23 protein-coding genes are annotated in these 24,060 nt (G+C 45.8%); all 23 read left to right on the top strand.

Features of this window, described 5'->3' with window-relative positions:
• The first annotated feature begins 13 nt into the window (after nucleotides 1–13).
• The 23 genes from L1D11_RS06060 (at nucleotide 14) to urtD (ending at nucleotide 24,059) form a co-directional block, all read left to right on the top strand.
• Complete coding sequence (locus tag L1D11_RS06060) at nucleotides 14–1,228, top strand: IscS subfamily cysteine desulfurase (RefSeq protein ID WP_239833156.1); 1,215 nt, start codon at nucleotides 14–16, stop codon at nucleotides 1,226–1,228.
• Between the two features lie 33 nt (nucleotides 1,229–1,261).
• On the top strand, nucleotides 1,262–1,639 hold the full coding sequence (gene iscU / locus L1D11_RS06055; protein WP_004740340.1) for a Fe-S cluster assembly scaffold IscU: 378 nt from the start codon (nucleotides 1,262–1,264) through the stop codon (nucleotides 1,637–1,639).
• A gap of 97 nt (nucleotides 1,640–1,736) precedes the next feature.
• On the top strand, nucleotides 1,737–2,060 hold the full coding sequence (gene iscA / locus L1D11_RS06050) for an iron-sulfur cluster assembly protein IscA (protein WP_061033300.1): 324 nt from the start codon (nucleotides 1,737–1,739) through the stop codon (nucleotides 2,058–2,060).
• A gap of 84 nt (nucleotides 2,061–2,144) precedes the next feature.
• Nucleotides 2,145–2,660, top strand: coding sequence for a co-chaperone HscB (gene hscB / locus L1D11_RS06045; protein WP_239833155.1), 516 nt, complete (start codon nucleotides 2,145–2,147; stop codon nucleotides 2,658–2,660).
• A 22-nt stretch (nucleotides 2,661–2,682) separates the two neighbouring features.
• Nucleotides 2,683–4,533, top strand: coding sequence for a Fe-S protein assembly chaperone HscA (gene hscA / locus L1D11_RS06040; protein WP_239833154.1), 1,851 nt, complete (start codon nucleotides 2,683–2,685; stop codon nucleotides 4,531–4,533).
• A gap of 20 nt (nucleotides 4,534–4,553) precedes the next feature.
• Nucleotides 4,554–4,892, top strand: coding sequence for an ISC system 2Fe-2S type ferredoxin (fdx, locus tag L1D11_RS06035; RefSeq protein ID WP_004740336.1), 339 nt, complete (start codon nucleotides 4,554–4,556; stop codon nucleotides 4,890–4,892).
• Nucleotides 4,893–5,010: 118 nt separating this feature from the next.
• Nucleotides 5,011–5,211 carry a Fe-S cluster assembly protein IscX gene (gene iscX, locus L1D11_RS06030; protein WP_239833153.1) on the top strand — a complete coding sequence of 67 codons (201 nt, stop codon included), beginning with the start codon at nucleotides 5,011–5,013 and terminating at the stop codon, nucleotides 5,209–5,211.
• Between the two features lie 206 nt (nucleotides 5,212–5,417).
• Nucleotides 5,418–6,713 (top strand): aminopeptidase PepB, encoded by a 1,296-nt coding sequence (gene pepB, locus L1D11_RS06025; RefSeq protein WP_239833152.1) that lies wholly within the window; start codon nucleotides 5,418–5,420, stop codon nucleotides 6,711–6,713.
• Between the two features lie 105 nt (nucleotides 6,714–6,818).
• On the top strand, nucleotides 6,819–7,253 hold the full coding sequence (gene ndk, locus L1D11_RS06020) for a nucleoside-diphosphate kinase (protein WP_004740333.1): 435 nt from the start codon (nucleotides 6,819–6,821) through the stop codon (nucleotides 7,251–7,253).
• A 318-nt stretch (nucleotides 7,254–7,571) separates the two neighbouring features.
• Complete coding sequence (locus L1D11_RS06015; protein ID WP_008222760.1) at nucleotides 7,572–8,714, top strand: bifunctional tRNA (adenosine(37)-C2)-methyltransferase TrmG/ribosomal RNA large subunit methyltransferase RlmN; 1,143 nt, start codon at nucleotides 7,572–7,574, stop codon at nucleotides 8,712–8,714.
• A gap of 439 nt (nucleotides 8,715–9,153) precedes the next feature.
• On the top strand, nucleotides 9,154–10,107 hold the full coding sequence (gene rodZ / locus L1D11_RS06010; RefSeq protein ID WP_239833151.1) for a cytoskeleton protein RodZ: 954 nt from the start codon (nucleotides 9,154–9,156) through the stop codon (nucleotides 10,105–10,107).
• Between the two features lie 7 nt (nucleotides 10,108–10,114).
• Nucleotides 10,115–11,236 (top strand): flavodoxin-dependent (E)-4-hydroxy-3-methylbut-2-enyl-diphosphate synthase, encoded by a 1,122-nt coding sequence (gene ispG / locus L1D11_RS06005; protein WP_004740329.1) that lies wholly within the window; start codon nucleotides 10,115–10,117, stop codon nucleotides 11,234–11,236.
• Nucleotides 11,237–11,306: 70 nt separating this feature from the next.
• Entirely contained in the window at nucleotides 11,307–12,575 is a 1,269-nt protein-coding gene (hisS, locus tag L1D11_RS06000; RefSeq protein WP_239833150.1) for a histidine--tRNA ligase, read from the top strand.
• A gap of 79 nt (nucleotides 12,576–12,654) precedes the next feature.
• Entirely contained in the window at nucleotides 12,655–13,269 is a 615-nt protein-coding gene (locus L1D11_RS05995) for a YfgM family protein (protein ID WP_239833149.1), read from the top strand.
• Between the two features lie 10 nt (nucleotides 13,270–13,279).
• A complete protein-coding gene (bamB, locus tag L1D11_RS05990) occupies nucleotides 13,280–14,440 on the top strand; it encodes an outer membrane protein assembly factor BamB (RefSeq protein ID WP_004740326.1) in 1,161 nt (386 codons plus the stop codon).
• A 158-nt stretch (nucleotides 14,441–14,598) separates the two neighbouring features.
• Nucleotides 14,599–16,080, top strand: a complete 1,482-nt coding sequence (gene der, locus L1D11_RS05985; protein ID WP_004740325.1) for a ribosome biogenesis GTPase Der — start codon at nucleotides 14,599–14,601, stop codon at nucleotides 16,078–16,080.
• A 132-nt stretch (nucleotides 16,081–16,212) separates the two neighbouring features.
• Nucleotides 16,213–17,112: an alanyl-tRNA editing protein gene (locus tag L1D11_RS05980; protein WP_239833148.1), complete on the top strand. Its 900-nt coding sequence runs from the start codon at nucleotides 16,213–16,215 to the stop codon at nucleotides 17,110–17,112.
• 289 nt (nucleotides 17,113–17,401) lie between these two features.
• The gene (locus tag L1D11_RS05975; protein WP_239833179.1) at nucleotides 17,402–18,403 is read left to right on the top strand and encodes a sensor domain-containing diguanylate cyclase; all 1,002 of its coding nucleotides are present in this window, start codon (nucleotides 17,402–17,404) and stop codon (nucleotides 18,401–18,403) included.
• Between the two features lie 36 nt (nucleotides 18,404–18,439).
• A complete protein-coding gene (locus L1D11_RS05970) occupies nucleotides 18,440–18,667 on the top strand; it encodes a zinc ribbon domain-containing protein (RefSeq protein WP_239833180.1) in 228 nt (75 codons plus the stop codon).
• Nucleotides 18,668–18,961: 294 nt separating this feature from the next.
• Nucleotides 18,962–20,248, top strand: coding sequence for an urea ABC transporter substrate-binding protein (gene urtA, locus L1D11_RS05965; protein ID WP_239833181.1), 1,287 nt, complete (start codon nucleotides 18,962–18,964; stop codon nucleotides 20,246–20,248).
• Nucleotides 20,249–20,408: 160 nt separating this feature from the next.
• Nucleotides 20,409–22,037, top strand: coding sequence for an urea ABC transporter permease subunit UrtB (gene urtB, locus L1D11_RS05960; protein ID WP_239833182.1), 1,629 nt, complete (start codon nucleotides 20,409–20,411; stop codon nucleotides 22,035–22,037).
• Nucleotides 22,038–22,047: 10 nt separating this feature from the next.
• Nucleotides 22,048–23,220: an urea ABC transporter permease subunit UrtC gene (urtC, locus tag L1D11_RS05955; RefSeq protein WP_239833183.1), complete on the top strand. Its 1,173-nt coding sequence runs from the start codon at nucleotides 22,048–22,050 to the stop codon at nucleotides 23,218–23,220.
• Entirely contained in the window at nucleotides 23,217–24,059 is an 843-nt protein-coding gene (gene urtD, locus L1D11_RS05950; RefSeq protein ID WP_239833184.1) for an urea ABC transporter ATP-binding protein UrtD, read from the top strand. Before urtC ends, urtD begins: the two co-directional genes overlap by 4 nt.
• Nucleotide 24,060 lies beyond the last annotated feature (1 nt).

Here is a 24,060-nt window from a genome sequence, read left to right as displayed (position 1 = left end):
ATTGGAGTAGAAAATGAAACTGCCTATTTACTTTGACTATTCAGCTACATGCCCAGTCGATCCACGAGTTGCTGAAAAAATGGTTCAGTGCATGACGATGGACGGTAACTTCGGTAACCCTGCATCTCGTTCACACCGTTACGGATGGCAGGCAGAAGAAGCAGTAGACAATGCTCGTGAGCAAATTGCTGACCTACTAAATGCAGACCCACGTGAAATTGTTTTCACTTCTGGTGCTACAGAGTCAAATAACCTTGCTATTAAAGGTGCAGCGCACTTTTACGAGAAGAAAGGTAAGCACGTAATCACGTGCAAAACAGAACATAAAGCGGTTCTTGATCCATGTCGCCAACTAGAGCGTGAAGGTTTTGAGGTAACTTACCTAGAGCCAGAAGCAAACGGCATCATCGATCTAGACAAGCTACAAGCTGCAATGCGTGAAGACACAGTTCTTGTTTCTATCATGCACGTAAACAACGAAATCGGCGTTATCCAAGATATCAATGCAATCGGCGAACTATGTCGTTCTCGCAAGATCATCTTCCACGTTGATGCAGCTCAGTCTGCGGGTAAAATCCCACTAGACGTAAAAGAAACTAAAGTTGACCTAATCTCACTTTCAGCTCACAAAATTTACGGCCCTAAAGGTATCGGTGCACTTTATGTTCGTCGTAAGCCACGTATCCGTCTAGAAGCGCAAATGCACGGTGGTGGTCACGAGCGTGGTTTCCGTTCTGGTACGCTTGCAACTCACCAAATCGTGGGTATGGGCGAAGCTTGTGCTATCGCCAAGCAAGACATGCAGAAAGATTTCGATCATGCACTAGCTCTTCGTGAGCGCCTACTGAAAGGTGTTCAGGATTTAGAAGCGGTAACAGTAAACGGTGACTTAGATCAACGTGTACCACACAACCTAAACGTGAGCTTTGCTTTCGTTGAAGGTGAGTCTCTGCTTATGTCTCTAAAAGACCTAGCAGTATCATCGGGTTCTGCATGTACATCTGCAAGCCTAGAGCCATCGTACGTTCTGCGCGCTCTTGGTCTAAACGATGAACTGGCACACAGCTCAGTACGTTTCTCATTCGGCCGTTTCACAACGGAAGAAGAAATCGACTACGCGATTGCACAAATTCGTGTAGCGGTAAACAAATTACGCGACATGTCTCCTCTATGGGATATGTATAAAGAAGGGGTTGATCTGAACACTGTTGAGTGGGCACATCACTAATCTCACGGATATAGAGGATTCGAGGTAACTATCATGGCATACAGCGAAAAAGTAATTGATCACTACGAAAACCCACGTAACGTAGGTTCGTTTGATAAAGAGGACCCAAGTGTAGGTAGCGGCATGGTTGGCGCACCAGCTTGTGGTGACGTAATGAAACTGCAAATCAAGGTAACACCAGAAGGTATTATCGAAGACGCAAAATTCAAAACTTACGGTTGTGGTAGCGCAATCGCTTCTAGCTCACTGGTAACTGAATGGGTTAAAGGTAAAAGCATTGATGAAGCGGCTGCTATCAAAAACTCTGAAATCGCAGAAGAGCTTGAGTTGCCACCGGTGAAAGTTCACTGTTCAATTCTTGCTGAAGATGCAATCAAAGCAGCAGTTGCGGATTACAAAAAGAAGCGTTAATCGTCTCCTTAAGTAATCCTCCAAAATAAGTAATATTTGGGAGCATCCTTTGTGCTCCCCCTGAGTTCTCAATTTATATAAAACACAAGGTTGTAGTATGGCCATCACCATGACAGAGACGGCGGCAAGTCGAGTTCAAGCTTTCCTAGATAACCGAGGTAAAGGTATCGGGTTACGCTTAGCGGTTAAAACCACTGGCTGTTCGGGCATGGCATATGTACTAGAGTTCGTTGACGAGCTTAACGAAGAAGACCAAGTGTTTGAGCATTCAGGTGTGAAGGTCATCATTGATCCAAAGAGCCTAGTTTACCTAGACGGTACTGAGCTTGATTACGTAAAAGAAGGCCTAAACGAAGGTTTTGAATTCAACAACCCTAACGCGAAAGGCGAGTGTGGTTGTGGTGAGAGCTTCAACGTATAAGCGATTGAATCGTTAAACGTTTATAGTGAGCGAAGAATAAAATTAGGCTCTGATTTAAGAGCCTAAACTTAGGACCACCGTTAAATGAATCATTTCGAATTATTTGGGCTACCACTTCAGTTCCAGCTGGATGGTAGCCTTCTTTCTTCTCAGTTTAGAGATCTGCAACGCCAATTCCACCCTGATAACTTTGCTACAGCTTCTGAGCGAGACCGCCTACTAGCTGTGCAAAAAGCCGCGCAAATTAACGACGCGTATCAGGTGCTGAAGAATCCAATTAGCCGAGCAGAATACCTGTTAGTTCAACATGGTGAAGATATCCGTGGTGAGCAACAGACCATGCAAGATCCAATGTTCCTTATGGAGCAAATGGAACTGCGTGAAGAGCTTGAAGATATCGTCGACAGTTCTGACCCGGAAGATGCATTGTTTGCATTTGAAGGAAAGGTTAGCAAAATGTATAAACAACAATTAAGCGCTATCCAACAAGAACTCGACAGCGAAGCTTGGTTAGAAGCTGCAGACCGAGTAAGAAAGCTAAAGTTTATTGCAAAATTAAAGAATGAAATCGAGCTAGTTGAAGATCGTTTGATCGGCTAGTTGGTACAACAAGGACACATCCATGGCACTACTTCAGATTGCAGAACCAGGGCAAAGCGCCGCTCCTCACCAGCATAAGCTTGCTGTGGGTATTGATTTAGGTACAACAAATTCATTGGTTGCGTCAGTGCGCAGTGGTGAGGCGAGCACGCTCGTTGATCAAGATGGTCGTAGCATTCTGCCTTCCGTTGTTCACTATCAGTCAGACTCACATACGACTGGCGATGAAGCTCGTGCAAATGCACAGACTGATCCTAAAAACACCATTATTTCAGTTAAGCGATTGATTGGTCGCTCACTGGCTGATATTCAGCAGCGATACCCATCTCTTCCATATCAGTTTGAAGAAAGTGACAATGGTCTACCTGTGATCCGTACAGAACAAGGCAACAAGAACCCGATTCAAGTATCTGCAGATATTCTGAAAGCGCTAGGTCAACGTGCTGAGTCTACATTAGGCGGTGAGCTATCTGGTGCGGTGATTACCGTTCCTGCGTATTTCGATGATGCACAGCGTGCTGGCACAAAAGACGCGGCGCAGCTGGCTGGTCTTCATGTGTTACGTCTTCTAAATGAACCAACGGCGGCAGCGATTGCTTACGGTCTGGATTCTGGCAAAGAAGGGGTGATCGCGGTTTACGACTTAGGCGGCGGTACGTTTGATATCTCCATTTTACGCTTGTCTAAAGGTGTCTTTGAAGTTCTAGCTACTGGCGGTGATTCAGCATTGGGCGGTGATGATTTTGACCACCTTGTTGCTGACCACTTTCAAGAGCAAATTGGATTATCAGAGCTCACTGCTGAGCAGAACCGTGCACTTCTAGATGCAGCAACGGAAGCTAAAATTGGTTTGTCTGAATCTGAAAGTGTTGATGTTGAAGTATTAGGTTGGTCTGGTTCATTAACTCGTGAAGAGTTTGAAGAGATCATCAAGCCTCTAGTTAAGAAAACGCTACTTTCATGTCGTCGTGCTCTAAAAGATGCAGAAGTTGATGCGGATGAAGTGCTAGAAGTGGTCATGGTTGGTGGTTCAACGCGCACATTACTAGTACGTGAAATGGTGGGAGACTTCTTTGGTCGTACGCCATTAACCAGCATTAACCCTGATGAAGTGGTTGCGATTGGTGCGTCAATTCAAGCGGATATTCTAGTAGGTAACAAACCTGATTCAGAAATGTTGCTGCTGGACGTAATCCCACTTTCACTAGGTATCGAAACCATGGGTGGCCTAGTAGAAAAGATCATTCCGCGTAACACTACGATCCCAGTGGCTCGCGCACAAGAATTTACTACGTTCAAAGACGGTCAAACTGCAATGACAGTACACACCGTGCAAGGTGAACGTGAAATGGTTGATGACTGTCGTTCACTAGCTCGTTTTGCTCTGAAAGGCATTCCACCAATGGCTGCTGGCGCGGCGCATATTCGTGTGACTTACCAAGTGGATGCTGATGGCTTGTTATCGGTTACGGCTATGGAGAAGAGCACGGGTGTTCAAGCTGAAATTCAAGTAAAGCCTTCTTACGGCCTGAGCGATGATGAAGTTGCCAACATGCTGAAAGACTCAATGACGTTTGCTAAAGAAGACATGCAAGCGCGTGCTCTTGCAGAACAGCGTGTAGAAGCGGATCGCGTTATTGAAGGCCTGATTGCAGCAATGCAAGCTGACGGTGATGAGCTGCTTAACGAGCAAGAAAAACAGCAGCTTCTTCAGGCGATCGAAACCCTGATTGAAGCCCGCAACGGCGACAATGCCGATGCCATTGAACAAGAAATTAAGAATACCGACAAAGCGAGCCAAGACTTTGCTTCACGTCGTATGGATAAATCAATTCGTGCTGCACTGTCAGGTCAGTCAGTCGATAATATTTAATAGTTAGAGAATAGATAAACATGCCAAAGATTATTGTTTTACCTCACGAAGATCTATGTCCAGAAGGCGCTGTTTTAGAAGCAAAAACTGGTGAGACGGTTCTTGATGTTGCACTAAAGGCCGGTATTGGTATTGAGCACGCATGTGAAAAATCGTGTGCATGTACAACATGTCACGTTGTGATTCGTGAAGGTTTCGATTCTTTAGAAGAGAGCGATGACCTAGAAGACGATATGCTTGATAAAGCATGGGGTTTAGAGATGGAATCTCGCCTAGGTTGTCAGGCGAAAGTCGCTGACGAAGACCTTGTTGTCGAGATTCCAAAGTACACGTTGAACCTAGCGTCTGAAGACCATTAAGAACTTCTCTGCAGTCATGGTGTTTGTCGCCATGACTGAGGTAACGGTTTAACAAAACTGGCCTAGAATATAGATCATAAAAGTGACTAAGTGTCTCTGATAAATATAAGGAAGTGTTATGAGCTTGAAGTGGATTGATTCTCGCGATATCGCAATTGAGCTATGTGATTTGTACCCTGATACTGATCCTAAAACGGTACGTTTTACCGATCTGCACCAGTGGATATTAGACCTTGAAGAGTTTGACGACGAGCCTAACCACTCGAACGAAAAGATCTTAGAGGCTATTATTTTGTGCTGGATGGATGAGATGGATTAATCATCACATCGATTATTTGGCTATGGAGTGAAATCAACCCCATATAAAACGCAGCCAAGTTAACAATTCTTACTAAAAAAAGCGGACCTTATGGTCCGTTTTTTTATCAAAATGACATTTTACTTCTACATAATGCTAACATCAGTGCGCTAATAAAAAATAATCAGGATCACTCAAGCAAGGTGGTTCTCAGACAAGGAGAAATCATGTCTACACAGATGTCAGTATTTTTAAGTCAAGAAGCTGCCCAGCCTCAGTGGGGAGCAAAAGCTATCTTATCGTTCTCGGAAGCAGGAGCGACAATTCACATTGGTGAAGGCCACGATCTTGGTGCCGTTCAACGCGCAGGTCGCACACTTGACGGACAAGGTATTTCATTCGTTTCACTAAGTGGTGAAGGTTGGGACCTAGAAAGCGTATGGGCTTTCAATCAAGGTTACCGTGGACCAAAGAAAAAGAATACATTGGAGTGGGACGCACTGCCAGAAGCAGACCAAGCTGAACTAGAGGCGCGTATTCGTGCTACAGATTGGACGCGTGACATTATCAATAAGACGGCTGAAGAAGTCGCACCTCGTCAACTGGCAACAATGGCAGCTGAATACATCAAATCAGTTGCGCCAGGAGGCACAGTTAAAGCAAAAATTGTTAAAGACAAAGACCTACTAACTGAAGGTTGGGAAGGCATCTACGCGGTAGGCCGCGGCTCTGAGCGTACTTCAGCAATGCTTCAACTGGACTTCAACCCAACAGGCGACGAAAACGCGCCGGTATTTGCCTGTCTAGTTGGTAAAGGCATCACTTTCGACTCAGGCGGTTACAGCATTAAGCCAGGTCAGTTCATGACTGCAATGAAAGCGGACATGGGCGGTGCAGCGACTATCACTGGTGGTTTAGGTCTTGCGATTGAGCGTGGCCTGAACAAGCGTATCAAGCTTATCCTATGTTGTGCAGAGAACATGATCTCTGGTCGTGCATTGAAGCTTGGCGATATCATCACGTACAAGAATGGTAAGACAGTTGAGATCATGAACACCGACGCAGAAGGCCGTTTAGTTCTAGCTGATGGCCTGATGTACGCAAGTGAGCAAAACCCTGAGCTTATCATCGATTGTGCAACGCTAACGGGCGCTGCTAAAAACGCACTGGGTAACGACTACCACGCGCTAATGAGCTTTGATGACGAGCTGGCTCACCAAGCACTAACGGCGGCTAACCAAGAGAAAGAAGGCCTATGGCCACTGCCTCTTGCGGATTTCCACCGTGGCATGCTGCCTTCAAACTTTGCTGACCTTTCGAACATTAGCACGGGTGATTACACTCCAGGTGCAAGCACGGCTGCAGCGTTCCTGTCTTACTTCGTAGATGACTACAAAAAAGGCTGGATGCACATGGATTGCGCGGGTACTTACCGTAAATCTCCAAGTGATAAATGGGCAGCAGGTGCAACGGGCATGGGTGTTCGCACACTGGCTCGAATTCTTATCGACCAAGCAAAATAATAATAACGGTGAGCGGTGTTTCGATACCGCTCATTGATTACCTTAGATCGAATGATCTTTGTAATTTCAGTATTTAATAACAAAAAATGAAGTGAAGGAATCCCTATGGCTCTAGAAAGAACGTTCTCAATTGTTAAGCCGGATGCAGTTAAGCGTAACCTTGTAGGTGAAATCTACCACCGCATCGAAAAAGCAGGCCTAGAAATTATCGCTGCTAAGATGGTTCATCTGACTGAAGAGCAAGCGAGCGGCTTCTACGCGGAACACGAAGGCAAAGAATTCTTTGGTCCACTAAAAGAGTTCATGACTTCTGGTCCTATCATGGTTCAAGTACTAGAAGGCGAAAACGCAATCGCTCGTTACCGTGAACTTATGGGCAAAACAAACCCAGAAGAAGCGGCATGCGGCACTATCCGCGCTGATTACGCAATCAGCATGCGTTACAACTCAGTACACGGCAGCGACAGCCCAGAGTCTGCAGCTCGTGAAATCGAGTTCTTCTTCCCAGAATCTGAGATTTGCCCACGTCCAGCTCAATAAGAGACACAGCAAATGACTCTAAAGGCTTCACTTCGGTGAGGCCTTTTTTGTATGTGGATTTTAAGTTAGAGGTAGTTTGTCTAGTCGTCATTCCGAATAGTGACGAAGGAGCGTAGTCGGGAATCTCTGTCATAGTTGTGGAGGCTAGATATTTAGCCCCAAATCCGCTAAATCTCAGCTTACAAATATGGCTGTTCAAGTTTTAATCACTTAAGTTTGAATGTCTTAGTAAACACAGGGTTTTACAGCCCTTGTTGAACATGCGTAAAGGCTGTACAATTCGCGCCCTTAATTATTGTTCCGTCATTGAGAGGCATCATGACCACAGCTAAAGTCAATCTACTCGATTTTGATCGTAAAGGTCTTCGTAAATTTTTCACAGAAGAATTGAATGAGAAAGCTTTTCGCGCAGATCAAGTGATGAAGTGGATGTATCACTTCGGTGTCGATGACTTCGAAAACATGAACAACATCAACAAAAAGCTGCGTGAAAAACTTCAACGCCGTTGTGAAATTGTTGCTCCTGTTGTTTCTGAAGCCCAACACTCTTCAGACGGCACAATTAAATGGGCGATGAGCGTTGGCGACCAAGACGTTGAGACGGTTTACATCCCAGACGGTGACCGTGCGACTCTGTGTGTATCTTCACAGGTTGGTTGTGCGCTAGAGTGTAAATTCTGCTCGACAGCTCAACAAGGCTTTAACCGTAACCTAAAAGTTTCTGAGATCGTGGGTCAAATCTGGCGTGCTGCTCGTGAAATTGGTCTAGAGAAAGAGACAGGCCGTCGTCCAATTACTAACGTTGTAATGATGGGCATGGGCGAGCCGCTACTTAACATGAAAAACCTAATGCCATCATTAGAGATCATGCTTGATGACCTAGGTTTCGCACTGTCTAAGCGTCGCGTAACAGTATCTACTTCTGGTGTTGTATCTGGCCTTGACCAAATGACAGATAACATCGATGTAGCACTTGCTATCTCTCTGCACGCGCCAAACGATGAACTTCGTAGCCAAATCATGCCGATCAACGACCGTTGGGATATCCAAGATTTCCTAGCGTCTGTTCGTCGCTACATTGCTTCTTCGAATGCTAACCGCGGTAAAGTAACGGTAGAGTACGTTCTATTGGATCATGTGAATGACGATATGGACCACGCACGTGAACTTGCTGAGCTGATGAAAGACACGCCATGTAAGATTAACCTGATTCCATTTAACCCTTACCCAGGTTCACCATACAAGAAGCCAAGCAACTCTCGTATTGACCGCTTCCAAAAAACGCTAATGGAATACGACTACACAGTAACGGTTCGTAAAACGCGTGGTGACGATATTGATGCAGCATGTGGCCAGTTGGTTGGTGATGTTATCGATAGAACTAAGCGTACTAAAATGCTTAAAGCAGCATCAGAAGCTAACTTGGTTGCCGGTGGTGTGATTGAAGTAAAAGCGGTTTAAAACGCGATTTGAATCTAAACAAGCCAGAAGTCTTACTTCTGGCTTGTTGCGTTTTTGGGACTTCGTTTTCTATTTTTTGGACTTCTTGCCCACGCTTTCTTACATTTTTCGTCAATTTTTGGACAAAAGCATGAGCTGACGGTAAATTTTGTTGAAAGTATTTTTGCCTTGTAATGGCATTAGCTTATGATTAACTAATCTTAAATTAATTTAAGTGCTCGCTTGTTACTGACCATCAATATGTCTATTTAGGTTGGCTACTTGATAAACTAGCTTCCTGAGAACGTCACTAATAATAAAATGCATGTCGTTCGTCTTTAAGGGTTGATGAGTTGGGTAACAGGACAAATTCCACATAAGTGGGTTGCTAGAATGAGCTTAAACGACAATAAAAAACGCTCTCGTCGACCTGCGATAATATTTTAGAAGTTCACTCTCTATGAACACAGAACACGACACACAAGCGCAAGAACCGATCGCTCCAGCTCTAGAAGCGGGGACGCTACTGAAAAATCAACGAGAAGCTCTTGGTTTAACACAAAAGCAGATCTCGGATCGCCTAAAACTACGCATCTCTTTAATTCAACAAATTGAAGAAAACCAATTTGAGTCAGACCAAGTCGCAACCTTCATGCGTGGTTACATCCGTTCATACGCGAAATACGTCAATCTTGATGAAAAAGTGGTATTGAACGCGCTTCGCCATTCCGGTGATGCTCAACATGAAGATCAAGAAATGCTGAGCTTTTCTCGCAAGACGAAAACAGAAAAGCACAACAGCCGTATTATGCTGCTCACTTGGGGTATCTTTGCAGTTATCGTCGGTATCTCTTCACTGTGGTGGTGGCAGAATCAACAACAAGACACCCTGTCTCAATCTCTGGCCAACACTGAAAGTTCAGAAGAGCTTGCGGTGGAAGAGTCTCTGGACCCTGAGTTCGCCTCTTTAGAAGTGATTGAAGCTGAGCAAAACGACGCTGCGGCTTCTGTGATTGAAGATACTGAAGGCCTTGCTGCAATCAGTGATGCGGCAGATACTTCAGCTGCACTTGACGTGACTGATGAACTACCAGCAGTCGACGCAGAACCAGCTGTTGAATTAGAAACAGTTGAAGCAACACCTGCTCCTGAAACAACGCCAACACCTGAAGTAGCAACCAAAGCGCTAACGATGCAGTTTACTGCAGACTGTTGGATTCAAGTTAAAGATGCGACCGGCAAAACCTTGTCAACTGGCATCAAAAAAGCGGGTCAGTCACTAAACCTATCAGGAACTGCACCATATAAAGTGATTCTAGGTGCGCCAGAAGGCGTATCAATGACATTTGCAAGTGAACCTGTCGACCTTTCTGGGTATACTTCAGGCAAAGTAGCCAGAATAACCTTACCTTAGAGTTAATATGCAACACGAATCTCCTATTATTCGTCGCAAATCAACCCGTATTTATGTGGGTGATGTGCCGATCGGTGATGGTGCACCTATTGCTGTGCAATCCATGACCAACACAAGAACAACAGACGTAGCCGCAACCGTTGCTCAGATCCGAGCTCTGGAAAATGTGGGCGCTGATATCGTTCGCGTATCTGTACCGACTATGGATGCCGCTGAAGCATTTAAGCAAATCAAGCAGCAGGTTTCTGTTCCTTTGGTCGCTGACATTCACTTTGACTACCGTATCGCGCTGAAAGTGGCTGAGTACGGTGTAGACTGTCTGCGTATCAACCCAGGTAACATCGGTAACGAGAGCCGTATTCGCTCAGTTGTTGATTGTGCTCGTGATATGAATATTCCGATTCGTATTGGTGTTAACGGTGGTTCTCTTGAAAAAGAGATCCAAGAGAAATACACAGAGCCAACAGCAGAAGCGCTTGTTGAATCAGCAATGCGTCACGTCGATATCTTAGACCGTCTCAACTTTGACCAATTTAAAGTGAGTGTTAAAGCATCTGACGTATTCCTAGCTGTAGGTTCATACCGTTTACTGGCAAAACAGATTGATCAACCGCTTCACCTTGGTATCACCGAAGCTGGTGGTGCACGTGCTGGTGCGGTTAAGTCTTCTGTTGGCTTAGGTATGCTTCTTTCTGAAGGTATTGGCGATACACTACGTATCTCGCTAGCGGCGGATCCTGTTGAAGAGATCAAAGTTGGCTTCGATATTCTTAAATCTTTGCGCATTCGCTCGCGTGGTATCAACTTTATCGCGTGTCCAAGCTGTTCTCGGCAAGAGTTCGATGTTATTAACACCGTAAACGCGCTTGAAGAGCGTCTAGAAGACGTAATTACCCCAATGGATGTCTCTATCATCGGTTGTGTGGTGAATGGCCCAGGTGAAGCAGAAGTATCTCATCTAGGCCTAGCGGGTAGTGCTCGTAAGAGTGCCTTTTACGAAGATGGTAAGCGTCAGAAAGAGCGCTTTGACAACAACGACCTTGTTGATCAGCTTGAAGCTAAGATTCGAGCAAAAGCATCAGTGCTTGATAAAGCAAATCGCATTGATGTAGAAAACCTAGAAGATTAATAAAACGCGATGAGGTGCGGTTGTCTATTCGCATCAACACCTGGTCGTGAGAAATTACGGAATAAATATTGTGGCTAAAAATATCCAAGCAATCCGAGGCATGAACGACTGCCTACCGACTCAATCACCACTGTGGCAGAAAGTAGAAAACGCAGTGAAAAACGTGGTGAGTGCACACGGTTACAACGAAGTGCGTATGCCTATCGTTGAAGAAACAAACCTATTTAGCCGCGCAGTGGGTGAAGAGACAGACGTTGTTTCAAAAGAGATGTACACCTTTGATGACCGTAACGGCGATAGCCTAACGCTACGTCCAGAAGGCACTGCGGGTTGTGTACGTTCATGCATCCAAAACAGCCTTATTAACCGTGATGAGCAACGCCTATGGTACATGGGCCCAATGTTCCGTCACGAGCGTCCTCAAAAAGGTCGCTACCGTCAATTCCACCAATGTGGCGTGGAAGTGTTTGGCCTAGACGGTCCAGACGTTGACGCAGAACTTATCATGATGACGGCGCGTCTATGGCGTGAGCTAGGCATCGACAAGCACGTTCGTCTAGAGCTGAACTCAATCGGTTCTACTGAAGATCGCGTGAACTACCGTACAGCACTTGTTGCTTTCCTTGAACAGCACATTGATGTGCTAGACGAAGATTGCAAACGTCGCATGCACACAAACCCACTTCGTGTACTAGATACTAAGAACCCAGACGTTCAAGCTATCTTAGGTGACGCACCTCGACTTTCTGAATACTTAGGTGAAGAGTCGAAGCAACATTTTGCTGGTTTGTGTGAACTTCTTGATGCCGTTGGTATCGAATACCAAGTTAACGAGCGTCTAGTACGTGGTTTGGACTACTACAACCGCACAGTATTTGAGTGGATCACTGAAAGCCTAGGTGCTCAAGGTACCGTATGTGGCGGCGGTCGTTACGACGGTCTTGTTGAGCAACTTGGCGGTAAAGCAACACCAGCTGTTGGTTTCGCAATGGGCCTAGAGCGTCTAGTCCTAATGATGGAAACGCTAGAGCTTACAGAAGTTCGTCGCAGTGTTGATGTTTACATGGTTGCGGCTGGCGAAGGCACTATGATCGCGGGCATGCAATTAGCGAATCAATTACGTGATACCGTTGAAGGTGTACGTGTAATGAGCCACTTCGGTGGTGGTAGCTTCAAGAAGCAATTCAAACGTGCAGATAAAGTAGGTGCTGTAGTTGCTCTGGTACTGGGTGAAAACGAAGTAGCAGACAACACTGTGGTATTGAAAGATCTGGTTGGTGGTGAACAAGAAGTTGTTGCCCAAGCAGACGTTGCTGCAAAAGTAGCTGCGCTAATCTAATTAGCATTAGAGCAAACGCTCATAACGAATAATAACGTCAGCACTATGCTGGCGTTTAAAGAATTAAAGAGGACAGGAAGTGGAACTTTACGATAGCGAAGAGCAGCAGGTTGAAGCCATTAAAGATTGGTGGAAAGAGAACGGTAAAGCCGTAATCTTCGGTGCGGTTATTGGTTTAGGTGGTCTATTCGGTTGGCGCTACTACCAAGATTCTGTAGTTGAGGCGCGTGAAGCTGCTTCAGAAAGCTACACGACAGTGATCTCTGCTTTAGATGCAAAAGGCGTTGATGCTCAATCTGATATTCAAGCTTTTATCGACGCAAACAAAGATGCTGAATACTCAGTACTTGCAGCGATGCAGCTAGCAAAAGTACAAGTACAAGCAGGTGAATTATCTGCAGCACTTGAACAGCTAGAGTGGGCAAAAGCGGCAACTAAGGAGGCGGCACTTTCGCCACTACTGACTTACCGTGTTGCTCGTATCAAAGCTGAGCAAGGTGAATTTGATGCTGCGTTGTCTGATCTTGCTGCAGTAACGGACGAGTCTTGGAAAGGCCGCGTGGCTGAACTACGTGGTGATATCTCACTTCGTAAAGGCGACACAGACGCAGCATACAGTGCTTACACCGAAGCACAGCAAGCTGTTGATGCTAGCCAAACGCTTCAAATCAAACTTGACGACCTAGCTAAATAAGGCGCTTTGAATGAAGAAGATGTTTCCAAAAGCGGCGTTGTGTGCGATTGCTCTTGGCCTATTAGCTGGCTGTGCGGGTGAAGAAGACACCGTAATCATGGCGCCAGTACCAACGGTAAACAGTGAGTTCACTCCTAAACAGGAATGGTCGACCTCGGTTGGTGATGGTGTTGGTCACTACTTTTCAAAACTGACGCCTGAGCTGGCTTACGACAAAGTGTTTGTTGCAAGCCGTGAAGGTCTGGTTAAAGCGCTGGATCCTGAAACGGGTAAAGAGCTCTGGAAAACTGACCTTGAGAAAGATGTGCTGGCTCGTTTGTCTGGTGGCTTAACTGCTGCTTACGGCAAAGTGTTTGTGGGTTCTGAAAATGGTGAAGTAATCGCGCTGGATGAATCGACTGGCGAAGAGCTGTGGCGTGTATCAGTAAACGGTGAGGTGCTTGCATCTCCTGCCACTGACAACAATATGGTATTGGTTCACACTAGCCGCGGCATGATGCTCGCGCTAGACCAAGAGACCGGTGAACAGAAGTGGACAATCAGTACTGAAGTTCCAAGCCTGACGCTACGTGGCGACAGTGCTCCTGTTGCGGTTTCTGGTGGTGTGTTCTGGGGTACGGCAAATGGTCGTCTAGCAGCAGCTATTGTTGAGCGTGGTCAGTTGATTTGGCAACAACCAGTTGGTACACCAAAGGGCGCGACGGAAATCGATCGCTTAGTTGATGTTGATGCATCGCCAGTTGTACTGGGTGGTACCTTGTACACTGTTGGCATTAACGGCCAGTTGATTGCCATTGATCTACGCTCTGGTAAGCCAGTTTGGAAACGCAACTACTCATCAGCGATTGACTTAGCAAGTGACGGCAGCCGTTTGTTCCTTGTAACAGATAAGGATCACGTAGTTGCAGTAGATGCTCGTAGCGGTACCGAACTGTGGAGCACTCCATTGCTAGAAAACCGTTTACTGACAGCACCTGCTATCATTAACGGATACGTTGTTGTGGGTGATACAGAAGGCTATCTACATTGGTTAGATCGCTCAACGGGTGAGTTTGTTGCTCAGCAGTTGGTTGATGACAGCGGCTTTGCTGTAGCGCCAATTGAACTGCCTGAAGGCTACTTAGTGACGACTCGCAACGGCGATGTAAAGAAACTGACGATTAGCCAATAAAAGCGTGATATAATTCACAGTCGGCTCCTGGTTGGTAACAGCCAGGAGCCGTTTTGTTGTTAAAAATTAATAAACCATGTGGTTATAGGTAAGAGTTTAAACTTGCGAACAAGTGCTTACCTATAACTACATTAAGAGAAGAAATTGTAGAGGTTGTTATGGTACCTGTTGTTGCTCTAGTAGGGCGTCCGAACGTAGGTAAATCTACGTTGTTTAACCGATTGACTCGAACTCGTGATGCATTGGTTGCGGATTTCCCTGGCTTAACGCGTGACCGTAAATATGGCCATGCTCAACTTGGTGAGCATGAGTTTATTGTTATCGACACTGGTGGTATCGACGGTACCGAAGAAGGTGTTGAAACTAAAATGGCAGAGCAGTCATTAGCTGCGATCGACGAAGCTGATGTTGTACTGTTCATGGTAGATGGCCGTGCTGGTCTAACACCATCTGACGTTGCTATCGCGAAGCACCTTCGCCAACTAGAAAAGCCTTCAATGCTTGTAGTAAACAAGGTTGATGGTATTGACCCTGATGCAGCAAGTGCTGACTTCTGGCAGCTAGGTGTAGAAGACATGTACCAAATCGCTGCAGCGCACGGTCGTGGTGTTACAGCACTGATTGATCTTGCTCTAAACCCATTTGCTGAAGCACTTAAAGCTGAGCAGGGTGAAATTAGCGATCTAACAGAATTTGAAGACGAAGAAGCTGAGCAGGTTGATTTCACTGAAGAAGAAGCGGAACAAGAGTTCAAGCGTCTGCAAGATCAGCCAATCAAGCTTGCAATTATTGGTCGTCCAAACGTAGGTAAATCAACGCTAACTAACCGTATCCTAGGTGAAGAGCGCGTGGTTGTTTACGATATGCCTGGTACAACTCGTGATTCTATCTACATCCCAATGAGCCGTGACGAGCGTGAATACGTTCTGATCGATACTGCGGGTGTACGTCGTCGTAAAAACATCAACGAGACTGTAGAGAAGTTCTCGGTTGTTAAAACGTTGAAAGCGGTTGAAGATGCGAACGTTGTTCTACTTGTGATTGATGCTCGTGAGAACATCTCAGATCAAGACTTGAGCTTGCTAGGTTTTGCATTGAACGCAGGTCGTTCAATCGTGATCGCAGTAAACAAGTGGGATGGCCTAGATAACGACGTGAAAGAGCGCGTTAAGAAAGAACTAGACCGTCGTTTAGGTTTCGTTGATTTCGCACGTATTCACTTTATCTCTGCACTTCACGGTACTGGTGTTGGTCACTTGTTTGAATCGGTTCAAGAGGCTTACAAGTCAGCGACAACTCGTGTTGGTACGTCTGTTCTAACTCGTATTATGAAGATGGCGACTGATGATCACCAACCGCCTATGGTTCGTGGTCGTCGTGTGAAACTGAAATACGCGCACGCGGGTGGCTATAACCCACCAATTATCGTTATCCATGGTAACCAAGTTCGTGACTTGCCAGATTCATACAAGCGATTCCTGATGAACTACTACCGTCGTTCACTAGAAATCATGGGTACGCCAATTCGCATTCAATTCCAGAACAGCGAAAACCCATTTGAAGCTAAGACGAACAAGTTAACTATCTCTCAAGAACGCAAACGTAAGCGTATGATGAGCATGGTTAAAGGACGTAAATAGTCCTTTTGAATAGATTTGATACCCGAGCCTGTCTCGGGTATTTTTTTAAGCAAAATTTACGTTATCTGATAACCGCACCTTGCGAGGAATTATCAGTAAGCGACATAGACTAGATTCCAAAAGAAGAACGACATGACAACGAGCGACTTGATTACACCAGCAGCAATCACACCGACCATCACCCAATTCTGCCACCAGACTTGGCAGCTTGAGGCAAAGGTTCTGCATGTTGAAAGTGATGAGAGCAAAGCCTACTTAATCACAGATGTGACTCCTTTTCACCCTGTTAGCCACATATGGCCAGATCACCCAGCGGATAGAGGCACTGTTAACTTTGGCGACCTGCAATATACCGTTGATGATTGCTTAGTGGGTGCGATAGAACAATCTACTGGCAAACTTTATGTAGCAGCAGATATTCCTGTTAAGCGAGATACAGAGGGTTGGGTATTTGTGGTGGTCCATCAGCTACCTGCATCCGCTTCTACGATAACTATTAACGAGCAGGTATCGTTATCGGTTGATAAAGAGTATCAAGCAAGCATTAGCCGTGGTCATAGCGCGGGACACGTCGCCTTCTTAGCGTTGAATAAGGTCTTAGCTGACAGCTATTGGCGCAAAGATGCAGACCGCAAAGATCCACTGGGCAGCTATGACTTTAATAGCTACGCCCAAGTAACCAGCTTTGTAACGCCTGAGCAGTGTAAAGACACTTATCGCTTGGGTAAAACCTTGAAGAAACGTGGCCTGAACGTTGCTGACATGCTAGCGAACCTTGAGGCCATTGAAGCTGATGTTAATGAGCTGATTTCCGTTTGGTTAGCACAACCATCGGCGGTTACGATGAGGTTAGAGGGTGAGGCGTTAACAGACTCTCGTTACTGGGAATGGCAACTTGACGCAGGTACCCAGATCACCATTCCTTGTGGTGGCACACACATTGGGAATACCTCTGAACTTGGTGCGCTGTCCGTTAAGTTGACCCAGATAGATGACCAAAACATTGAAATGCTGACGCATGTAATTCGATGATTTGAGTAATAGATCGAAATAACTTGTGCTGATTATTTCTTTTTTATTTGTCACTTTTAATATAATTAACTGTATAAAATTGAAATGCAGCATATGTAACTTATGCTTTCGGTGTGTGGTGATATAAATATTCTTTTTGGGGTAGATCGCTGATCAAAGTAGATAAAGCGAAAGATCAACCAATGTTCCTCGATTGTGGGTAGTTGTAATTAAGTGTGTTATTATTAACCAATAATACTCTTGAATGAGAACAGGCTGTACCCGATTAAATAATTGAAAGCGTTATTGAATGGAACAACTATTTTTATTAGAAGGCCACCGAGCAGTCAACAGTTTGCTACGGAAGCTTGCCCTTGGGATGGATCGCAAGGACTTAAACCGCAAGATCATTGAGCTTACAGAACAGCTTTTTGGTCAGCGTATGGCTTCAATTTTACTTCTCAACGCCGAGTCTCAGACTTTGCACCTCGAATATGCTCCGAATTTGCCTGATTTCTATAATCAGCAGATAGAGGGGGTCGGTGTTGGTGCTGGGATTGGTTCCTGTGGTGAGGCCGCTGCGCTCAAAAAAGCAGTGATGGTATCAAATATAAATGCACACCCCAATTGGGCACCTTTCTTGGCGTTAACAAACCAGGCTAACCTTCATGCATGCTGGTCTGTGCCAATTCTTTCTTCAAACGGGCACGTACTTGGTACTTTCGCTATATACAGCCAATATGTTTCCGAGCCACATGAATTCGAGCTTGAGATCTTAGAGCTGCTCGCTTCTCTATATTCGGTGGCGTTAGAAAAGTACGAGTTGGAAAATCAGCTTAACTTTTTCGCTAATCGTGATTCTCTTACCCACTGCTTGAATCGCCGTGCCTTGTTCAATGAAGCTGAAAAGGTCTTAGCCAAGACCTGTTTTGCACAGAAGGTGATGGCGTGTCTGTTTGTCGATGTCGATAAATTCAAATCAATCAATGACACCTACGGTCACAGCTTTGGCGATGATGTGCTATTGGCGGTTGCCGAAGTTCTAGATGAGGCAACCACAGCATGTGCCAAGATAGGTCGTTATGGTGGTGATGAATTTGTGGTGTTCTCATGTTTTGATGATCAAGAAACTGCTCTCAACTTCTACCACCGTTTAGAGAAAACACTGCAACAAGCCCTTTATATTAATGACGTGCAGTTCTCAGTGAGTGTAGGTCTTGCTTGTGAAAAAGATCCACAGGGGTTAGATCAGTTGATCGCACAAGCTGATAAGAACATGTACCAAATCAAACAAGCGAAATCCAAGCAGTAGTAGATTGTAAAAAGAGTCGTGAATTAGGAAATACTAATGAGTGAAAATATCTGCCCTAAGTGTCAGTCAGAGCTTGGCTGGGATGGACAATGCCACTGTAAAAATTGTCAGGCACATTTTACTAAAGTAGGGTTCTGCCCAGAGTGCAGCAGCCAGTTAGAGAAACTTCAAGCCTGTGGTGCCGCGAGCTATTTTTGTAATGGTGAGTGTAACGAGCTTAAATCTAAGTCGAGAGTAAAGTTCGAGTTCCAAGCTGCGGACTAGCTTGAAAGTGACAACAGTAAGTATCGTAACCATAGCATTCATTAAGAGGCCCAATACCTATGTATTGGGCTTTTTTGTACCCACTCTAGGGTTGTGTATCATCTTGGTTCATTCTTATTGTCACTGCACCAGTATGAAACATAGTGACATGGTTGCTATGCACGCTATTGGTGTGGTCTATTTTTAAATCCATTTAATACAACCACTTATGTTTTTAATGGTTACTTATTGAGTTTGGCACTCTTCTTGTAACTCTGTAATTGAATAACAAAAATACAATTATGGAGTACTATCATGAACAAGGTGTTCAATTTATCGCTAGCTGCACTGTGTACAACACTTTCATTTTCTTCTGCATCAGTGTTTGCGGCTGACGAGACCATAAAGGTCGGCGTTCTACATTCACTATCTGGCACCATGGCGATCAGTGAAACCACACTGAAAGATACCGTGTTAATGCTCATCGAAGAGCAGAACAAAAAGGGCGGCTTGCTAGGTAAAAAGCTTGAGCCTGTAGTCGTTGACCCTGCATCAAACTGGCCTCTATTTGCAGAAAAAGCGCGTGAGCTTATCGAAAAAGAGAAAGTGGATGTGGTGTTCGGTGGTTGGACATCGGTATCACGTAAATCCATGTTGCCTGTCTTTGAAGAGCTCAACAGCATTCTTTTCTACCCAGTACAGTATGAAGGGGAAGAGTCTTCTAAAAACGTTTTCTACACCGGCGCCGCGCCAAATCAACAAGCGATTCCTGCCGTGGATTACTTAATGGAAGAGCTGGAAGTTGAGCGTTGGGTACTAGCAGGCACGGATTACGTTTACCCGCGCACAACCAACAAGATCCTTGAAGCCTACCTGAAAGATAAAGGTGTCGCAGAAGAAGACATCATGATCAACTACACGCCATTTGGTCACTCTGATTGGCAATCTATCGTTTCCGACATCAAGAAGTTCGGCGAAGCGGGCAAGAAAACCGCTGTGGTTTCTACTGTGAACGGTGATGCGAACGTCCCTTTCTACAAAGAGCTAGGCGCTCAAGGCATTTCATCTGAAGACATCCCAGTTATCGCATTCTCTGTTGGTGAAGAAGAACTATCGGGTATGGACACAGAACCACTGGTAGGTCACCTAGCGGCATGGAACTACTTCATGAGCGTTGATACTGAAGCCAATGAAGAGTTCGTTGAAACGTGGCAGTCATTCATCAAGAATGAAAAGCGTGTCACCAACGACCCAATGGAAGCGCACTATGTTGGCTTCAATATGTGGGCGCAAGCGGTAACCAACGCGGGCACAACCGATCCTGAATCTGTGCAAGATGCCTTGATTGGTGTGTCTGTTCCTAACCTTTCTGGCGGCTACTCAACCATGCTGCCAAACCACCACATCACTAAACCAGTCCTGATCGGTGAGATCCAAGACGATGGTCAATTCGATATCGTCTGGGAAACCACAGGCCTTGTTGCGGGTGACGCTTGGTCGAGCTACTTACCTGAATCGGCAAAACTGTTCTCTAGCTGGTCGAAGCCATTCTCATGTGGTGCGTTTAACGTCGAAACCAAGAAGTGTTCTGGCGGTAACTAGAGCGTTAATTTAGGAATATTGAGCCTTCTTTTTTGGGAAGAGCGCCTCTGCTTAAGAGGTGAAGCAAACGGAAGGCTCATCATTTCAACTAACAATAATTCTCCACATGTTCACTGAGCAAAAATAACAATATCTAGCTCGATGGATTAAGGAAGCAGGGATGAAAAACCTATTGAACGTATTCAAGGCGCTACTGCTTATGGCTGTCAGTGCTCAGTTGGCTTTTGCCGGAATAACGGATGAAGCTAGCTTTACCAAGGCGCTAGTTGGTAAGAAAACATCAGATAAAGAATTGGCTATCGATTGGGTCATTGAAGCACAAACGGAAGACGTGTCGAAACCTATTTTGGATGGCTGGTTAAACGGTAATCTCTATTACTTCAATGATAAACAAAGCGAGCAGTACAAACAGCTCTACCTCATTCAAAGTATCAAAACAGCGACGTCAGCTCAGTCGGTATGGGATGATTCGACGCTGAATATCGAGAATGCTAAACAGTTTAAAAAGGTTCGCGTGAACAACAAGCTTCGCGGGATCTTACGTGGTGAAATTGCCTCGATTGGCTTAAACAGTAGTAATCCAGATGTGCGTTATCAGGCGGTCTCTGATCTATTGGGAACCAAAGATGCCGATATCATTAACCGCCTGTCTGAGCTGAGAGCAAATGAGCCCGAGACTAAGGTCGCTGAACTAATGGATCTCTCACTCGCGATTTATACTTCTCTGGATAGCAGTGCTACTACACAAGCTCGTGTGGCTTCAATTGAACGAGTTGGCGACTTCAAACAATCAGTCGTGCTAAGGACGCTAAACCAACTGCTCAACAGCGAGCAAGATCCAAAAGTATTGGCTGCGGCAGAGCGTGCTCTTGATAGTTATCAACAGAGCCAAGCACTGTACTCGGGCGTTGAGACCGTATTCTTCGGCTTGAGTTTAGGTTCGGTATTAGTGCTGGCAGGTATAGGCTTGGCGATCACCTTTGGCGTAATGGGCGTGATTAACATGGCCCATGGCGAGCTGATAATGATTGGCGCATACACCACCTATGTATTGCAGTTGTTGATGCCGAATCACATCGGTTTAGCGTTGATTCTCTCTATTCCGGCTGCATTTGTTGTATCTGGTCTGGTCGGCATAGCGATTGAGCGCAGTGTGATTCGCCACCTTTACGGTCGCCCACTGGAAACCTTGCTCGCGACCTTTGGTATCAGCTTGATCTTGCAACAAGCCGTTCGCTCTATTTTCTCGCCACTTAACCGCTCAGTGAGCACACCTGAATGGATGTCTGGCGCATTGCAATTGAATCCAATGCTGTCTCTGACCTACAACCGCTTATATATCATCCTCTTCTGTGCTTTGGTGTTTATGGGATTGTTGATGGTTCTTAAGAAAACGCCACTTGGCTTGCAGGTACGTGCCGTTTCTCAAAACCGTGGCATGGCGCGTGCTATGGGTATTCGTTCTGAACGTGTTGATGCGCTGACCTTCGGTTTAGGTTCTGGCGTTGCGGGTGTTGCGGGTGTTGCACTGTCTCAACTGACGAACGTTGGCCCGAATATGGGACAGGCGTACATCATCGATTCTTTCATGGTGGTGGTGTTCGGCGGAGTTGGCAACTTGTGGGGAACACTCGTCGCAGGCTTAAGCCTTGGTTTGTTCAATAAGATCTTGGAACCATGGGCTGGCGCTGTACTCGCCAAGATTTTAGTACTGATTTTCATCATTCTATTTATTCAAAAACGCCCACGCGGATTGTTCCCGCAGCGTGGTCGTGCGGCTGAAGGTTAAGGATAACATCATGCAGTCTAAATCATTTGTACTTTCGGCGATGCGTGGTGACAAAGGTGGGCAACTGACCATCCTTGCCATTCTTGCAGCCGTGATTCTTATCCCACTGGCTAACACCATGTTGCCAAGTGGGCATCCACTTCATGTTGAGATTTTTACTATCTCACTGATGGGCAAATACCTGAGCTACGCAATGTTGGCGTTGGCACTCGATCTTGTATGGGGCTATCTCGGAATACTGAGCCTAGGCCATGGCGCTTTCTTTGCACTTGGTGGTTATGCCATGGGCATGTACCTGATGCGTCAGATTGGTGACCGTGGGGTTTATGGTGATCCTATCCTGCCTGATTTCATGGTGTTCCTTGATTGGTCTGCGTTGCCGTGGTTTTGGCAGGGCTTTGATCAGTTCTGGTTCGCTTGTCTGATGGTGGTGTTGGTGCCGGGCGCATTGGCTTATTTGTTCGGTTATTTGGCTTTCCGCTCTCGCGTGTCTGGTGTTTACCTTTCGATCATGACTCAAGCATTAACTTACGCCTTGATGCTGGCGTTCTTCCGCAACGAGATGGGCTTTGGTGGCAACAACGGGTTGACGGATTTCAAAGACATCATCGGCCTGAGTTTACAGAGTGATGCGGTCAAGATTGGTCTGTTTGTCGCGACGGGCATCTCGCTCATTCTCAGTTACATCGTCTGTCGCATGGTAGTGACCAGTCGATTAGGGCGTGTGGCACTGGCGATTCGTGATACCGAGTCACGCACTCGCTTTATGGGTTACGACGTCGATGGCATTAAGCTTTGGGTCTTTGTTTTGTCTGCTGTTATCGCGAGTATTGCTGGTGCTTTATATGTTCCTCAAGTTGGCATTATCAACCCAGGAGAGTTTGCACCGCTTAACTCGATTGAGATTGTGGTTTGGGTTGCATTGGGCGGTCGGGCCACTCTGTTTGGTGCCATTGTCGGTGCGCTGATCATCAACTACGCCAAGAGCTGGTTTACGGTTGAGTTCCCAGAGGTGTGGTTATTTGCTCTCGGTGGTCTATTCGTTCTTTCGACCATGTACTTCCCACAAGGTGTTATTGGTTTTGTCAGTGAGAAGTGGCAACAGCTACGCAAAGCATCGAATTCAAAAGACGCAGGACAAGATCAGGATGATCAGCATAAAACCAAGGAGGTGATCGCATGACTAAGTTAAACAGCGTGAAGGAATCGGTTCAGTCGTTCACTCGCCGAGATGAAGTCTTCGATTACCTTAAGCCCGATATTCATCCCGCCATCGATACCCGTCATAACGTGCTGCTGTATGTAGAAGGGGTGAATAAGAACTTCGATGGTTTCCAAGCGATAAACGACCTTAATCTTTATATCAAAGAGGGCGAACTGCGCTGCATCATCGGCCCTAATGGCGCAGGTAAAACCACCATGATGGACATCATCACCGGCAAAACTAAACCAGATACTGGAGAGGTATGGCTCGGCTCTAACATTAATCTACTCAAGATGAATGAAGCTGAAATTGCTAATGCAGGCGTTGGGCGTAAGTTCCAAAAGCCAACCGTTATTGAATGTCTAACCGTGTGGCAGAACCTAGAGTTGGCAATGGCGGGCGATCGCTCTGTGTGGGCCATTTTTACTGCCGTGATGTCTGGTGAGCAGAAAGACAAACTGACCTCGGTATTAGAGCTGATTCACCTCAAAGACGAAGCGGCAAATTTAGCGGGCAATCTGTCTCACGGACAAAAGCAGTGGTTAGAGATTGGTATGTTATTGATGCAAAACCCTAAGCTGTTGCTGGTGGATGAACCCGTTGCAGGTATGACTCACCAAGAGATGGATCGCACCTCTGAACTTCTTAATTCGCTGGCAGGTAAGCACTCGGTGGTTGTAGTTGAACACGATATGGATTTCGTTCGTTCGATTGCTAGCCATGTCACCGTGCTTCATCAAGGTCACGTGTTGGCAGAAGGCACCATGGATCAAGTACAGGCTCACCCTGAAGTTAAACAAGTTTATCTCGGAGAATAGG

Source organism: Vibrio sp. Isolate32 (assembly GCF_022397955.1).
In the GTDB taxonomy this organism is placed as follows: Bacteria; Pseudomonadota; Gammaproteobacteria; order Enterobacterales; family Vibrionaceae; genus Vibrio.
Note: the sequence above shows the minus strand (reverse complement) of the source record. Positions and strands in the feature narration are given on the sequence as shown.